At 69.3% G+C, this 15401-nt stretch carries 13 protein-coding genes and 4 pseudogenes; 9 read left to right on the forward strand and 8 right to left on the reverse strand.

What is annotated here, in order from left to right; translation table 11 throughout:
* Window positions 1–125 precede the first annotated feature (125 nt).
* Entirely contained in the window at window positions 126–1634 is a 1509-nt protein-coding gene (locus ABZ621_RS34185) for a helix-turn-helix domain-containing protein (RefSeq protein ID WP_360610558.1), read from the forward strand.
* Between the two features lie 223 nt (window positions 1635–1857).
* On the opposite strand, the gene ABZ621_RS34190 is transcribed toward ABZ621_RS34185, so the two are convergent.
* Window positions 1858–2457 (reverse strand): isochorismatase family cysteine hydrolase, encoded by a 600-nt coding sequence (locus ABZ621_RS34190; protein WP_360610560.1) that lies wholly within the window; start codon window positions 2455–2457, stop codon window positions 1858–1860.
* Between the two features lie 176 nt (window positions 2458–2633).
* Here ABZ621_RS34190 and ABZ621_RS34195 point away from each other — a divergent pair, with 176 nt between their 5' ends.
* The 4 genes and pseudogenes from ABZ621_RS34195 to ABZ621_RS34210 all read left to right on the forward strand — a co-directional run bounded on the left by ABZ621_RS34195 (window position 2634) and on the right by ABZ621_RS34210 (window position 4336).
* Entirely contained in the window at window positions 2634–2798 is a 165-nt protein-coding gene (locus ABZ621_RS34195) for a hypothetical protein (RefSeq protein WP_360610562.1), read from the forward strand.
* 128 nt (window positions 2799–2926) lie between these two features.
* Window positions 2927–3232: pseudogene (locus ABZ621_RS34200) on the forward strand (SDR family NAD(P)-dependent oxidoreductase); the annotation flags it as partial.
* A 55-nt stretch (window positions 3233–3287) separates the two neighbouring features.
* A pseudogene (locus ABZ621_RS34205) lies at window positions 3288–3503 on the forward strand (PHP domain-containing protein); the annotation flags it as partial.
* Between the two features lie 278 nt (window positions 3504–3781).
* A complete protein-coding gene (locus ABZ621_RS34210) occupies window positions 3782–4336 on the forward strand; it encodes an isochorismatase family cysteine hydrolase (protein WP_360610563.1) in 555 nt (184 codons plus the stop codon).
* A gap of 216 nt (window positions 4337–4552) precedes the next feature.
* On the opposite strand, the gene ABZ621_RS34215 is transcribed toward ABZ621_RS34210, so the two are convergent.
* Window positions 4553–5494 (reverse strand): aldo/keto reductase, encoded by a 942-nt coding sequence (locus ABZ621_RS34215; RefSeq protein WP_360610565.1) that lies wholly within the window; start codon window positions 5492–5494, stop codon window positions 4553–4555.
* A gap of 96 nt (window positions 5495–5590) precedes the next feature.
* Here ABZ621_RS34215 and ABZ621_RS34220 point away from each other — a divergent pair, with 96 nt between their 5' ends.
* Window positions 5591–6184 carry a TetR family transcriptional regulator gene (locus tag ABZ621_RS34220; protein ID WP_360610567.1) on the forward strand — a complete coding sequence of 198 codons (594 nt, stop codon included), beginning with the start codon at window positions 5591–5593 and terminating at the stop codon, window positions 6182–6184.
* A gap of 43 nt (window positions 6185–6227) precedes the next feature.
* On the opposite strand, the gene ABZ621_RS34225 is transcribed toward ABZ621_RS34220, so the two are convergent.
* Both ABZ621_RS34225 and ABZ621_RS34230 read right to left on the reverse strand, forming a co-directional pair.
* On the reverse strand, window positions 6228–6863 hold the full coding sequence (locus ABZ621_RS34225) for a LysE family translocator (protein ID WP_360610569.1): 636 nt from the start codon (window positions 6861–6863) through the stop codon (window positions 6228–6230).
* 95 nt (window positions 6864–6958) lie between these two features.
* Complete coding sequence (locus ABZ621_RS34230; protein WP_360610571.1) at window positions 6959–7429, reverse strand: YbaK/EbsC family protein; 471 nt, start codon at window positions 7427–7429, stop codon at window positions 6959–6961.
* A gap of 125 nt (window positions 7430–7554) precedes the next feature.
* On the opposite strand from ABZ621_RS34230, the gene ABZ621_RS34235 reads away from it, so the two are divergent.
* Window positions 7555–8655, forward strand: a complete 1101-nt coding sequence (locus ABZ621_RS34235) for a DUF5937 family protein (protein ID WP_360610572.1) — start codon at window positions 7555–7557, stop codon at window positions 8653–8655.
* Between the two features lie 160 nt (window positions 8656–8815).
* On the opposite strand, the gene ABZ621_RS34240 is transcribed toward ABZ621_RS34235, so the two are convergent.
* Entirely contained in the window at window positions 8816–9766 is a 951-nt protein-coding gene (locus tag ABZ621_RS34240) for an RNA-binding protein (protein ID WP_360610574.1), read from the reverse strand.
* Window positions 9767–10186: 420 nt separating this feature from the next.
* On the opposite strand from ABZ621_RS34240, the gene ABZ621_RS34245 reads away from it, so the two are divergent.
* A complete protein-coding gene (locus ABZ621_RS34245) occupies window positions 10187–10825 on the forward strand; it encodes an SMI1/KNR4 family protein (protein WP_360610575.1) in 639 nt (212 codons plus the stop codon).
* Between the two features lie 213 nt (window positions 10826–11038).
* Window positions 11039–12580 (forward strand): annotated as a pseudogene (locus ABZ621_RS34250) (ISAzo13 family transposase); the annotation flags it as partial.
* 333 nt (window positions 12581–12913) lie between these two features.
* On the opposite strand, the gene ABZ621_RS34255 reads toward ABZ621_RS34250, so the two are convergent.
* The 3 genes and pseudogenes from ABZ621_RS34255 to ABZ621_RS34265 form a co-directional block, all read right to left on the reverse strand.
* Entirely contained in the window at window positions 12914–14155 is a 1242-nt protein-coding gene (locus ABZ621_RS34255) for a hypothetical protein (RefSeq protein ID WP_360610576.1), read from the reverse strand.
* Between the two features lie 762 nt (window positions 14156–14917).
* Window positions 14918–15238, reverse strand: a complete 321-nt coding sequence (locus ABZ621_RS34260) for a hypothetical protein (RefSeq protein ID WP_360610578.1) — start codon at window positions 15236–15238, stop codon at window positions 14918–14920.
* Window positions 15239–15266: 28 nt separating this feature from the next.
* Window positions 15267–15401 (reverse strand): annotated as a pseudogene (locus ABZ621_RS34265) (IS256 family transposase); the annotation flags it as partial.

The following is a 15401-nucleotide window of genomic DNA, read 5'->3' on the forward strand; positions in this document are numbered from 1 at the left end:
CACCCCGTGGGCAGGGGCGAGGCATCCTCGTGGCGACCTAAGTCATGGCCGAAACGGCACGGGTCTTCGTATGATCGTCGGAGAGTGGAAGGGGTCCGCATATGCAGGTGCGGGATCTGCTGGGCATGACAGAGCTGGGGCTCACGCTCCTGACACCGGACGGTGACCTCGCACGGGAGCTGCGCTGGGTCTACGCGACGGACCTGCTGGAACCGGCGGCGTTCCTCACCGGCGGCGAGCTCGTGCTGACCAGCGAGGGCTGGTACCGCACCCCCGCGGACTGCGAGACCTTCGCCGCCTCCCTCGCCGACGGCGGCGCGGCGGCGCTGGTGGCCGGCGACCTCCTGCTCGGCGAGGTGCCCCCGCTTCTGGTCGAGGCGTGCGAGCGCCGCGGCATCCCCGTCCTGGCCGCCCCCTCCGAGATCTCGTACGGGACGCTCTCCCGCACCGTCATCGAGCGGATCAACCGCGAGCGCGGCCGGGAACTCGCCGACGTCCTCGGTCGGCACCGCCGGCTCGTTGCCGCCCTGGTCGAAGGCGCCGACCTCGGCGGCCTCGTCGCGATGCTCGCCACCGAACTCGACACCGACTGCTGGGCACTGTCCGTCGCCGGCCGCCTCCTCGCGGGCCCCGATGAGGCCCTGCCTGCGACGCTCCGCGTACGGCTGGCGGTCCAGGCACTGCGTGTGCCACGGCCCCCCGCCTCCGCCGACGGATACACCTTGCTGCCGATAGGGCGTCACGGCGCTGGTGGCGGCCACCTCGTGGTCCGCGGCACACCGGCCGACCTCGGCCAGGACGCCCTCGGCACCGCCGAACAGACCGCCGAGCTCCTCGCCCTCGGCGGCGCCCGGCGCGACGAACGCCGACGCACCGAACAACGCTTCCACGCCGACCTGATCGCCCTCATCGACGGCGGCGCTCCCCCCGGCACCCTGCACGCGCGCCTGCTCACCGCCGGCATCTCCCCCGACCGCCCACTGCTCGCCCTCACCGCCCTCACCCGCGGCGCCCTACGCCCCTGGGACCTCGCCGCCGACCTCGCCGAGAGCGTCATCGACGAGACCGCCGACGCCAAGGCGGTCGTCGCCGGCGGCGAACACGGACTCACCCTCCTCGTCTCCCTCGACCAGAAGGACGACGGCGAACACCTCGCAGAACTGCTCAGCACCCGCCTCGCCGCCTTCGAACCCGCCGCGGACGGCGGCCGGATCGCCTTCGGCCTCAGCGCCACCGCCCCGGGAGCGTCCGGCCTGGACCGCGCCCTGGAGGAGTCCCGCCACGCAGCCCGCCTCGCCGCCCTGCGCCCTCAGCGGCTCTCCCTCGTCACCGCCGCCGAGCTCGACTCCCACCTGCTGCTGCTCGCCGGCGTCCCCGCCGAGATCCGCGCCGCCTACCGGCACCGACTGCTCGGCCCCCTGGAGGCATACGACGCCGAGCACGGCGCCGACCTCGTGCACACCCTGACAGCGTTCCTGGGCGAGAACGGCGCCTGGCGAACCACAGCGGCCGCACTCCACATCCACGTGAGCACGCTCCACTACCGCATCGGCCGCATCGAGCAGCTCACCGGCCGCGACCTGTCCACCGCCCGGGACCGCGTCGACCTCTACCTCGCCTGCGCCATCGACTGACCCGTCCCAGACCGCCGCGGACTGACCCGATCGGCTTGCGTAGGGGGTTGTCTTCGATGGCTTGTCCTGGGATCTGGCCCAGGTTCTGTGGTGGGTAACTCTGGGTGAGGGATCCTCGGGGGTCGGTGGGGCTTGGAGATCGTCCGGATCTTGTCGGCGTCGTGCGCCGGGTGGCTGACTGCCGGCGGTTGTGTCGCAATCATGGTCGTGGCTGAGCGAGTTGCTATTCCCCTCGCTGCCGCAGGTGGAGGTCGTCCATGCCGGACCGTCGGATCTCGGAGGCGTGCTCGAAGCTGACGTCGCCGCTCGATCGGAGTTCGGCCGACATGTTGCGTTCCATCATCCGCAGGGCCGCCTCGGCCAGGCCCGCGTCGATGTGGGCGATCGCGTCGACGGCCACGACGACGTCGAGGTGGCGGATGTAGGCGTCCAGGGCCGAGTAGAGCACGCACTGCTCGGTCACCTGACCGCACAACACCACGCGGTTGGCGCCGAGTTGGCCCAGCAGGTAGGCCAGCGGGGTTTCGTAGAAGACCGAGTGCCGCGCCTTGACGACGATAAGGGACTCCTCGTCCGGTGCGATCGGCTTCACCAGGTCGGCGTGGGGACCGGACAGGGCCGCGTCGAGGATCTCCCCGTGGTGGGAGCGCCAGCGGCCGAAGTTGTCGTTCACATAGACCACCGGCGCATCCGCGTCTCGGGCCCGCTTCAGAAGCGCCTTCACACCCGGCAGGGCCTTACGGACGGAGGGCGCCAACACCTCGGCGTCCTCGTGCTTGTAGGTGTTGAGCATGTCGATCACGATGAGCGCCGTCCGACCCATGGCTCGGCCTTCCTTCCCCCACAGCCCCTGCCCGAGGTGCGTCAGGCCAACCTGGCGACGGCCGGCCCACGCCTCTCGGGGCCGGGCCGACGCGCGCTTGGGCCTCATCACCCCGGGTACACGCGAATCAGCAGAAGAGATCTGATGTGTGAGCGCTTCGGAAGGAGATGTTGGTCATGGAGGGCCAGGCAGCGACCCAGCCGGCCACCAGCCGTGTGCCGCTCGACGAACGGGTCCGGACGTGCCGTGCCGCCACCGTGCGCCAGACGCGGACCGATGAGTCGGCAGGCGAAGAGGGGTCGGCCGACCCGGACTGGAACATCATCCGCGGCGAGGACTGACGCGCTATGGCGACGGCCGCAGCCGCAGCACGATCCTCAAAGGCGGCGCCTGAGGGGCGGGTCCGCGGCCGAACCCCATCCGGGGCGCATGCGCGGGTCTGACGCGACCTGCCGGGTAGGCGCCGTGTATGAACCAGAACAGAGAACTTGCGGTCGTGACTGGCGCATCCAGCGGCATCGGGTTCGAAATCGCTCGGCAGCTCGCTGAGCACGGCTACGACCTGATCGTGAACTCCGCCGACGAGACCCGGCTGCGTCCGGCCGCCGACGAGATCGCCGCCCGGACAGGGGTGGGTGTGCAGGCCGTGGCAGCGGACCTGCGCAACTACGACCAGGCCGAGCGGTTCGTCGGCGCAGTGACCGCCACCGGCCGTCCCGTGGCAGTCGCGGCGCTCAACGCCGGCGTCGGCGAAGGGGGCGCGTTCCTCGATACCGACCTGGAGGACGAGCTCGAGATCGTCGACCTGAACGTGCGCTCCACGGTGCGCCGTGGCCGCCGTGAACTCCGCGATGGGCCCGGAATTTCGGCTGCTCACCGGGATCGAGTGCGACATCCTCGACGACGGCTCGCTCGACCAGGACGAGGACCTGCTCGGCCGTCTCGACGTCGTCGTGGCGTCCGTGCACTCCCAACTCCGCTCGGAGCCCGAACCGATGACCGCCCGGCTGCTGGCCGCGGTACGCAACCCCCGCGTCGACGTCCTGGGGGGGCGAGGCCGCGGCGGAGGGCGTCTAATGGTTGCCGGATCCGGGTTCCGCCATCCGGCGGTGCTCTTCGGCCCTGAGGCTGTCGGGAAGGATCTTGTCGGCCATGCGCTGCGCCTTGAGCCGCCGCGGCGCCATACCGTGCGAGTCCTTCGCGTATGCCCGGGGTGGTGACGCACACGCGCACGACGAGCCGCCCCTGAGAGGGCGTGGGGCGCACGTCCTGGGTTGGCCTGCCATGCTGCGGGCAGGGGCCGTGAGTGAGGGGAGGTGGAGTCGTGGGGCGGACTGCACTCATCGTGATCGACATGCTGAACACCTACGAGCACGACGATGCCGAGGCGCTGATGGTGTCCGTCCGTACGGCGCTGCCGGGTGTGGAGGCACTCCTGGAGCGGGCCCGGGCCGCGGAGGCGCCAGTGGTCTACGTGAACGACAACTTCGGCCGCTGGCGCTCCCACCACGGTGAGATCCTCGATGTGGCCCTGTCCGGTCCCCACGCCGACCTGGTGGAGCCGATCGTGCCGGACGCGGAGTCGCTGTTCGTCGTCAAGGCGCGGCACTCCGTCTTCTATGGGACGCCTCTGGCCTACCTGCTGGGTCAGCTGGGGGCCCGGCGGGTGGTGTTGTGCGGTCAGGTGACCGAGCAATGCGTGTTGTACTCGGCCCTGGACGCCCACATCCGGCACCTCGACGTCGTCGTGGCTACGGACGCGGTCGCCCACATCGACGCCGGTCTCGCGGATGCGGCACTGCGGATGATGGAGCGCAACATGGCGGCCGAGCTCCGCCCGAGCGGCGACATCGGCTTCGAGGAGGCCCGCTCGGACTGACGGCGCCGGGGTCGCTCGCGCAGGGCGCCGCAACGGGTCGTGACCCCGACGAGGTCGTCCGCGGCCGGGTCGAGGCGGGCGGCGTCGGCGCCCCTCCTGGGGGAGGGCAGACGGTTCCACTTTCCACACCTTCGCCAGGTCGGCCACGTAGTCGTCGTTCTGCCAGTTCCTGAACCCCGGCAGCGGGTGAAGCGGGGGTCGATCCCGGGGCGGGCGTCAGCTCTGGCGCCCGCCGAGGCCGCCGTGGGGAGCGATCTCGGCGATGCGGGCGAGGTCCTCGGCGGTCAGCACGAGATCGGCTGCGGCGGTGTTCTGGGTGACGCGGTCGGCGTTGCGTGAGCCCGGGATCGGGACGGTGTAGTCCTTCTGGGCGAGGAGCCAGGCCAGCGCCAGCTGTGCGAGGGTGACGCCCTTGCCGTCGGCGAACTCGGTCAGCTCGTCGGCGATGGCGATGTTGGTCTCGTAGTTGTCCGGCTTCCACCAGGCCAGGTGCTGGCGGAAGTCGTCCGGGCTGTACTGGTCGCGGGGCTGGACCGCGCCGCTGAGGAAGCCGCGGGCGAGCGGCGAGTAGGCGACGAAGCCGATGCCGAGCTCTTCGAGGACAGGGAAGAAGGGTTCGGCGTCTCGGGGGGCGAAGAGCGAGTACTCGAACTGCAGGGCCGAGATCGGGTGCACCGCGTGCGCGCGGCGGATGGAGTCCGGGTCGGTGTTGGACAGGCCGAGGTACTTCACCTTGCCGGCGTCGACGAACTCCTTCATCACGCCGACGACCTCCTCGACGGGGACCTCCGGGTCGGCGACGTGCTGGTAGAGCAGGTCGATGGAGTCGACGCTCAGGTTGCGCAGGCTGTTGTCGACGACCTCCCGGATGTGTCCGGGCCGCGAGTTGGCACCGAACGCGGGGGTGAAGCCGAACTTGGTGGCGATGGTCACCTCGCCGCGGATCGGCGCGAGCGCGTGGCCCAGCAGCTTCTCGCCCTCGCCCCAGCCGTACATCTCGGCGGTGTCGAAGTGGGTCACGCCGAGGTCGTGCGCGCGGCGGATCGCGGCGATGGACTGGGTGTCGTCGGAAGGGCCGTAGCCCGTCGCGGTGCCCATCGCGCCGTAACCGATCGCGGAGACGGTCAGTCCCTGGGTTCCCAGTTTCCGCTGTTCCATGAGGTGCTCCTTACCAAACCGAACCGTTTGGTTTTACCGTACTCCCGCCCTCCGTCTACGGCAAACCGAACGGTTCGGTCCGGTAGATTGGGTGGTATGAGCACTTCAACCGGAACCGACTCCACCCGGGACCGCATCGTCGTCGCGGCCACGGCCGAGTTCGCCCGGCACGGCATCGCCGGGGCCAGGATCGAGCGGATCGCCAAAGCGGCGAAGACCAGCAAGGAACGCCTCTACGCTCACTTCCGCGGCAAGGAAGAGCTCTACGCCACCGTCGTCGCCCGCGAGATGACCCTGGTCGCGGAGGCCACCCGCATGGACCCCACCGACCTGCCCGGCTATGCCGGACGCGTGCACGACTACTTCGCCGCTCACCCCGACCGGCTCCGCCTGATGAACTGGGGCCGTCTCGAACTCGCCGAGGGAACCGTCCCCGACCCCGACGACCCCATCCAGGCCACCGTCCTGCACAAGACCGACCAGCTGCGCCTCGCGCAGCAGGCCGGCCACCTCGACCCGGCATGGGATCCCGTCGACATCCTGATGTTCGTCAACCAGCTCGCCATGTCCTGGGCCGGACAGGCCGACCTGATGCCCGGCGGCGAGAAGGAGCGCGCCTCGTTCCTCGCCGCCCGCCGCGCGGCCATCGTCACGGCGGTGCAACGCCTGTTCCCCGCCGCCGCAGCCTGACGGGCAAGCCCCGCACCGCCCACCGCCGCTGGTTCTGGAACGGTCAGTGGCGGGTGGCGGCGACGGTGAGCCCGAGGCCGATCAGACCGAGGCCCCCCGCCACGCCGATCATCGACAGGCGCCGGTCGGAGCCGGCGAACCAGGTCCGGGCGGCCGAGGCGCCCAGGCCCCAGACCGTGTCGCAGACCAGGCCGATGGCGGCCGGGATCAGGCCGAGGACCATCATCTGTAGGGGGATGTTCCCGGCGTCGTGGTTCACGAACTGCGGCAGGACCGCGGCGAAGAACACCAGTCCCTTCGGGTTCGTGGCGCCCACCAGTAGGCCGTCCAAATCCGTGCGCAGATCACCGCGCCGTTCTCCCTCTCCGGCCGTCAGGTCGGCGCGCAGCCGGCCGCGGTGGCGGTACGCCTGAACACCCAGGTAGACGAGGTAGGCGGCGCCGGCCAGCTTCACAGCGGTGAACACGGCCGCCGAGCCCTGTACCAGGGCGCCGACGCCGAGAGCGACGGCCAGGACGAGGGCGTAGCAGCCCAGGAGGTTGCCCAGGACGGTCGCGAGCGCGGTGCGGCGTCCGTGGGCGAGCGCGCGGCCGACGACGAACAGGACGCTCGGGCCGGGGATCGCGATCACGACGAGGGACATCGCGGCGAACGCGAGAAGGCTTTCGGTACTCACCATGGGCCGGGACTTCCTGATCTGTGCCGCGCAGCCGGAAGAGGCTGCGCGTGATGCGAGCTGTACGAGGGGCGGGGCCCGGTGCGCGGGAGGGGTGGTTACCGGCAGAGGGCGGCGACCTGTGCGCGGGGGAGGCGGGCCAGGACTGCTGAGTCGATCTGGAGGGTGCGGTCGGCCGTCCCGGCACCGCAGTAGACGGACCGGTCGGGTTCGGCGACCGCGGCGTCGACCAGGCACGGCACCCCGGGCCGGTGACTGACCGGCGGCACACCCCCGGGCGCCAGGCCCTCGGTGGCGAGCAGGGCGACGTCCGCCGTGCGCAGCCGGGAGCGGCTGGTGCCGAGGACGGCCGCCAGGCGGGCGTAGTCCACCCGGTCCTGCGCGCGCAGCGCCACGAGCAGCAGCGGGATCTCCGGGGTGGTGAAGGCGAGCGTCTTGACCGCCTGCGACCAGGGAAAGGGCAGGGCCTGGCGCTCGGTGACGCTGTGCGCGGCGGCGTGCTCGTGGACGGTGTACGGGCAGCCGTCCGCGTCCAGCACGGCTCGCCAGGGCGCTTCGGGCGTACTCATGGACAAACCTGCGGCCTTCGGCTCGGGAAAGGAGGGGAGTCGACCTGCGGCGGTACAGCGCGGTCTGTCCCTGAGCCTGATCGACGTGGCGGGAGCCGATCAACTGATTGTGAAATCCTGCAATCGTGATCACCCTGCGCTTCGCCGAGACGGCCGAGGAGGACATCGCCTTCTCCGTCTCACCCCTGCTCGAAGCCGTCCACTCCTGGCACGTCCTGACCGACCCCGGCCACCACGCCCTGCACGTGCCCTGGGTGAGGCGGTGCCGCCGCCTGCCCGCCGCCCTGCGCCGGCGGATGCGCGAGCACGGCTTCGTCGTCGCCGACTACATCCCCGCCCTCTTCGAGAGCCGCGCCGGTGATCACGACGCCGACTTCGCGGACCAGCTCGCGGCCGTACGGGCACTGCCGCCCGCCCTGCTGGCCGCCGAACTCGCGCGCACTCTCGTCGACACCACCCGCCACACCGGAGACGACCTCGTCGACGACCCCGGCACCCGCGACGCGGTCCTCACGGCATACCGGGACAGCGATCCCGACCGGGCGGCACGGCTGGAGACCATCCTCACCGACCCCTTCCCCGTCCTCGACGACGTGCTCACCGTGCTGGAGGACTACTGGGACGCCGCCTTCGCCCAGGAGTGGGAGCGCATCGAACCCTCCCTGTACGAGTCGGTCGCCCGCTCAGGCGCCCGGATCGCCCACGAGGGCCTGTTCCCGATGCTCCGCACCCTTGCCTCCCAGATCCGCGTCGACCCGGGCCGGCAGACGCTGCGGCTCGACCGCCCGCACGACCACGACATCACCGTCACCCGCGAACATCCCGTGACGTTCACCGCCGGCCACTACGTCTGGCCCCACGTCCGCGTCACCTGCGACGCCCCCTGGCCCCTGCGGATCACCTACCCCGCTCTGCCCCTCACGCCGGCCGCGACCGCCCGCCCCACCAGCCAGGAAGACACCCTCACCGTACTCCGGGCTCTGGCGGCCGCCCCACGGCTACAGATCATCACCCACCTCGCCGCCCAGAGCCGTACCACCCAGGAACTCGCCACCCTCCTCGGCCTGTCCCCTTCCGTAACCTCCCGCCACCTCCACCAACTCACCCAGGCCGGTCTCACCACGACCCAACGCGAGGGCTACTACGTCCTCTACTCCCTCGCCGCCGATCGCCTCGACCAGATCGCCACCGCCCTCATCACCCTCGCCCCCAGGCCCGAGGACTGAGCGGACGCTGCTGAGCAGGTGGTGCGCCCCTGCCACCCGAGACGTCAGCCAGGCCGGACGAACCCACGGGGCGGAGCGCGATGGCTGTCACCATCTGCGCGCGCCGCTTGTCACCATCGGGAGTAGACCAACCTTCTCGTCGCCTGGTGTTCGCCGGAGATCACCATCGAGCGCGCAGCACACCGTCGCTGTCAGGAAGGGCGGCGCGATGCAGCGGGTGACGTTCATCGAGGTACATGGGCAGGACGCAGGCCGCTTGCGCACCGGCCACCAGGACAGCGAGCTCCTGGTACTCGGTGTCGTCGACGGCCACGTGGCTGATCGTCCCGTCCTGCGCCTCCCAGACGAACTCCACGGATCCCTCTTCCGGCAGCGAGGCGAGGACCGCGCCGACATCGGGTGTCAGGTCGGGCCAGACGGTCAGAAGGGCGCGCGGGCTGAGACTGGCGCGCACCACGTCGAGGTTCTCCGTCGTGAGGCGGTGCCAGCGTGCGGCGTTGCGGACGTAGGCCTCCTCCAGGAGCGCCGTATGCCGCGAGTCCAGCGTGGTGCGCACGCGCTCCCAGAAGTTCTCGTCGGCGGCCTCTGTCACGCCTGGTTCGTCGAACTGCGCGGCGTAGGGGGATGCCGTCATGGCTTCCGGAAAGAGGCCGAGTTCGCGTGTACGGGCCACGGCCTCTGCGCAGGGCCGGTCGCTGCCCACGTACACGTACTGGTCCCACCCGACGTGCACGGTGAACACGCCGCCCGCCTCCAGACGGCACCAGGCGCCGTGGTCACGGAGCATGGCCCGGACAAGCTCAAGGGCGACCGGTAGGGAGACCTCGGCCCCGTCGTGGTATCCGGCGAGATCGGGCGGGAACAGCCCGTGAAGGCCATGCCCCTCTACCGGAGGCTCCAGGCCGAAGTGGACGACGCCGGTGACCTCGGGATCGCGGATCTCCAGCCGGTCGACACCCGAGGCCTCCGCGAAGGCGGCGATCGCCGCCAGGTACGCCGCTTCGACCAGCCCGTGGTCACTGACCGTGTCCTCAGCGCCGGTGTAGTGACCGCGCTCATCGCGATCGGCTGGGTCGTACTTGGTGATCCGGTGGACGAAGGACGGCGGCACGCTGCTCCCTGCGTGGTCAGAAGGGCTGCCAGCGTAGTTCCCGCCCCGCTCGTCGGCCGGCGGTGCCAGTCGTCGTGCTCAGGTGACCGCTCTCGTCGACGGTGGACGTCGCGACGGCTCTCGCCGAGAGCCTGAATCGGTGTGGAGCGGCCTCCCAACGCAGACCGCTGGGCCGTTGCTCGGCGCCCTGCAGTGCACCTCGTTCCCTCCGTCGACCGCTGCTCCCCGCCCGTGCGGGGCTGGTCCCGCACCAAGCTCCACGTCTCGATCGCCGGGCTGCTTCCCGTGTGTGAGGTCCACGTAGCCGCGTCTTCAACGCGGATGCGCTTCAAGGTGATCATGCACCGCAAGTAGTTCTCGCAGGTCAGTCCTGATGGTGTGTGAGGTCTCGGTGTCAGTGTGACCGTCTATCTTCGGTGTATGGCACAGATAGATACTGCTCTGTTCGATCATGCGTGGGCTCGTTTCGAGGCATGGCTCGCGACCCACTCGCCTGCTGATCACGCGGTCCTGCGGAGGCCGGCGAGGCCCGAGCAGCTTGCCTTCCTGGAGTCACGGCTGGGCTTCGCCCTGCACCCGGAACTGAAGGCACTTCTGGAGTTGCACGATGGAGCAGCTGAGCCTGCCGCCAGCCCGGGCTCCCGCTTCGCTCTGCCTGCCGGCGCGTTTCTTCCCTTGGGCCACCGCCTGAGCAGTGTGGACGACATCCTAATGATGTACGACGTGCTCGTGGACGTGGGCGAGGACAACATCGAAGCCGACCTGTGGGAGGAGGACGCGCTGGCTGTGAATCTGGATCGTTGTGTGCCGTTCGCACTCCCCAACGACGGTGGCGTTGCCTTTATCGACCACCGCCCGGGGCCCTCATACGGACACGTGTATGAGATGGGCATCGGATCAGGAGACCTGAACGGAACACTCTGGGCCACGAGCCTGACAGAGCTCTTCAGAGCCCTGACCAACGCCTTGGAAACGAGCAACCCCTTCCTGCACTACGTGCCCACGACGTACGAACACGAGTCGGGCCACCACTGTGTCGAGTGGGAGATCCGACACTGAGGGCGGGGCAAGCTCCTGTCCACCCACACCTGCTCGGCCATGCCCGGATCCAGCAGCGCCTCGGCGACCGCCACCACCTCCGGGAAGACGACCGCGTCCCGCCCCACGACCCGCCACCACTCGAATGCGGGCCCGGCGTCACCGCCCGCGACCTGATGCAGACGCCGCGGCCACAGGGCCTCGCGTTCCCACTGCAGGGTTCGTTGGTGTGGTATGCGCATCCCGGACGAGATCTGTAGCCAACTCGCTGTGAAGTTCGCGGTGTTGTTCCCGCATCTGGACGAGCGGCAGCGGCGTCTGCTGACGGTCGCGGAGGCCCGGTTGCTGGGGCGTGGCGGTATCAGGGCTGTCGCCCGGGCGGCTGAGGTGAGTGAGACGACGGTCCGCAAGGGCGTGTTCGAGCTCGAGGCTGGCGAGGAGCCGCTGGGGCGGGTGCGGCGGCCGGGCGGTGGCCGCAAACGCGTCGCGGATCTCGACCCTGGGCTGCGGCCCGCGCTGCTGGCACTGGTGGAGCCGGACGAGCGCGGGGATCCGATGTCGCCGCTGCGTTGGACGGTGAAGTCCACCCGTACCCTCGCGCGGGAGCTGACCCGGGCTGGTCACACGGTCAGCGCGGACACTGTCGCCGGCTTGCTGCGGGAAGAGGGTTTCAGTCTGCAGGCCAACACCAAGAGCCTGGAGGGCGGCCAGCACCCGGACCGGGATGCTCAGTTCCGCTATCTCAACGAGCAGGTGCGTGAGCACCGGGACGCCGGCCAGCCGGTGATCAGTGTGGACACCAAGAAGAAGGAACTCGTCGGCGACTTCAAGAACACCGGCCGGCAGTGGCGCCCGGCCGGCGATCCGGTGCCGGTCCACATGCACGACTTCGCCGACCCCCTGCTGGGCAAGGCCGCCCCCTATGGGGTCTACGACCTGGCGGAGAACACCGGCTGGGTCCATGTCGGCACTGACCACGACACCGCGGCGTTCGCGGTGGAATCGATCCGCCGCTGGTGGCACGGCCAGGGCCAGGCTGCCTACCCGCGTGCGACACGGCTGCTGATCACCGCGGACGCGGGCGGCTCCAACGGCTACCGCACCCGGGCCTGGAAGCTTGAGCTCGCCCGCCTCGCCGCAGAAACAGGGCTCACGATCACCGTGTGCCACCTGCCGCCGGGAACATCGAAGTGGAACAAGATCGAGCACCGGCTCTTCTCCTACATCACCATGAACTGGCGCGGCCGCCCGCTGACCAGCCACGAAGTCATCGTCCAGTCCATCGCCGCGACCACGACCCGCACCGGACTGCGCGTAACCGCCCAGCTGGACACCAACACCTACCCGACCGGCGTCAAGATCGGGGACGCAGAGACGGCTGCCCTGCCGTTGACCCGGCACACCTTCCACGGCGACTGGAACTACGCCCTGCATCCCCAGCCCGCCCCGACCGTCCCCGCACCCCGGGCCCGACAGGCACCGCCCAGGCAGTGGGACCAGGCCCAGCTCTCCCATCCCGAGCTGACCGGCATGACCCACCGGCAACTGGACCACCTCGCAACAAGCCTGGCCCCGGACTGTGACCCACAGCGCGGCCGCCCGTTCCGGCTCCCCTTCCCTGAACAGGTCCTGGCCACCGTGCTCCACCTGCACCTCGCCCTGGCCGCAGAACCCTTGGCCGTGCTCTTCGGCAGCAGCAGGACCGCCATGCACCGCACCCTCCTGAAGAACCGGCGGCTACTCAAAGCCCACGGCATCTCCATCCCGCCCGCGACGACCCCGCCGACGGCTCTCGCAGCCCTCCAGGAACGGGTCCTCACCCTGACTGGCGAACCCAGCAACAAGATCGAAACGACGTCCGGGGTTGGTCATCTCCCACTGCTCCGCGGGGATGGTTCCGGTGTGCGTGTTTGTGGTGTGTCAGCCGAGGCGGCCGATGTGGATGACCACGATGGTCACGGTGGCCTCGGTGATCTCGTAGAGGACGCGGGAGCGGCCGATGTGCACTCCGGCGCAGGTCCGGGGAACCGTAGGGGGTTGTGCCTCAGGTCCGGCGTGGGCGCCTCACGTGGATGCGAACGTAGCGCTTGCGGAGGAGGCTGCCCACGTTCACTCGTTGGGGGACTCCGTTGCCAGCGGGAGACGGCACCGCCAACAGTCGTTCGCGTGGTCGTCCTGGCAGACGTAGCCGATGGCACCATCCACGCACCATTCGGCGGCCTCCTCGGACAGCAGGTCGGGCCCGGCAAGGAGCAGCCGACGAAATTCCGTGGTGTCCGCAATGTCGGCCGGGCGGTTGGTGAACCACTCGTCGAACCAAGGCTCGTCCCGGTGCATGCGCCAGTGCGCATTCTCCCGGTCGTCGACAGCCGTAAGGAACCGATCGACGATGCGTCCCCAACTCGGAGCTCCGAACCAGCCGTTGTCGGACGCGCAGAAGTATTCGATCAGGGTTCGCAGGCCGAACTCCTTCTCGTGAAGGCGGTACCTTCGGCCCCATGAGATCGCGTCCTGTGCCATGTCCGCGAGTTCTTCTCGCGGATCAATCTCGTGCGCCGGGTCGTCAGGGTTGTGGCAGGCCAGCCCGAGCTCGAGCACGGACTGCCCGGTCGGTAGAACCCGAGACGGGTTGACGATCGCGAGACCGAGACCGATCCAGTCGACATGGTCGAACGACAGCATCGAGCGCACGATCCGGGTGGTTGCCGCGTTGATCCGCATCATCGTGCCGTCGTGCAGCGGACTCTTCCCGGCATGCCAGTTCTCGACGGGTGTGTTGCGCCACACGGCGAGCGTGATGCGGGTGGCAGCGAGCCACAGCAGTGCGTCGTCATCAAGGTGCCCGAACCGCTTGGCACACTCCTGGGCGCCGTAGCGGATCAACTCTTCCGGTTTCGGCCACCTGTGGCTGTCGGGCCCCTCCGGCGCGTACTCGTAGTCGCCGGCGTACTCGTCGAGGATCTCGCTCAACTCGTCTGCGCTGCCGGCCTCGCTGTACTCGGAGCCGTCCGGCCCCTCGACGGTGTACATGTCGTGGTCCCAGGAGACGTACACGTCGCCCCAGAGCACGACGTCATCGCACTCGATGGCGTTATCCGTCACAACCGGCCTGATGGTGATCGGGGCAGTACGCCCGTCGGTTCGCTCACCATCCTTCTCAACAGCCCATGCGGTGATGACCCCGAGCGGCTTCGGAAGGAGAGGACCGACCTCGGTGATGCTGAACGGCTCGTCGTCGTCATCGGTGTCTAACCGGCTGTTGACGAACGCGACCGCCTCGGAGGGCGTGCTGACGATGGACTGGCTACCACTCTCGTTGTCAACTACACGCCACAACGCCCTGTTCTTCACGGTGCTCTCCGATCGCGGTGAGTGCACCCGGAGCGGGTGCGATGCGCCGGGTCGCTCGGCACTGACTCCAATTATGGGCTGATCAACCCATCCGTAGTTTCGCAGGCGCTTGTCGGCGACGACGCTCGGGACGTTTGTGTGCAACCTGCTTTTCGCGACCGCAGCGACACAGCCGAGATCACGCAAAGTGCAACGGCGTGTCCGAGCCACCTGCGCTGCACGTCAACAGGAACTGTAGGGTCTCAGACCGCGTGGCACAGTCTCAGTTGGTGGGGGTCTGCACTGATCAGCGGAAGTGTCGACTCGCCATATCGTTGGCGGTGCTGGCGACGGCTGAACCGCGCCGGTCGGCAGACCGGCGGTCACCAACGCGATCGGTTGCTCAACTCGAACGATCAGCCCGTCCGACTACCAGAAGCACCGGCCTGCCGCTGCCTCTCCGATCCCCTCCCATCTCCTCATTAGCCGGCCCACCTCGGCGAGGGGGAAGATCGTCGCGCTCCGGCGAGAGCTACTGGGGAGGTGAACCTCGACATTGAAGGACATCGTCAGCCATATCGAGCGAGCAGTGAAGGTGTGCGAGTGGGTGGAACAGATGGTTGCCGATGCAGGTTCGTGACGCCCCGGGCCGCGTTGCAGCCTGCTGGGCAGCCTGAGGAAATGAGCCTTTTCCAACCTCACGTTGAGGCGTGATGAAGGACGAAAACGGTCTTCACGGGGCTGTTCCCGGTGACATACACCGGGGGCCAGCCCCTCGTTCGTTCAGGAAGCCCGGATCGCCCGGTCGATCTCCGCGCCGGTACGGGCCACGACGACGGGCCACTCGTCCCTGAGGGCGGCGGGCAGAAGCTCCTGGTCCTCGTCCCGCTGGATCACGGTCGGCCCGCCCGGGACGACGAGCACGGCATCCAGCCGTCGCAGCAGGCCGACTAGGAGGTCCATGATCCCGTCCCCGCCGAAGCGGTTGAAGGTGATGCCGGTCGGGTCGTTGAAGTACACACCCGCTTCCTCCCTCTCCGCCGCACGCACCAGCAGGAAGTTCGTCTCGGGGTCCCGCGCCACCACATGGGGGGGGTCTGTCAATCGAACGGTGTAACCGTGGTGTTCGGGGCTACTGTCGGGCTGCGGCGAGTCGGCCGTCGAAGGTGATGTCGAAGGCGTTCAGGGCGGTCTTCCAGCGCAGGGTCCAGCGGGTCTGTCCCCTGCCGGTCGGGTCGAGCGACATGATCGCCATGTAGACGCACTT

Origin of the sequence: Streptomyces sp. NPDC007863, from assembly GCF_040633895.1 — a bacterium.
GTDB lineage: Bacteria > Actinomycetota > Actinomycetes > Streptomycetales > Streptomycetaceae > Streptomyces.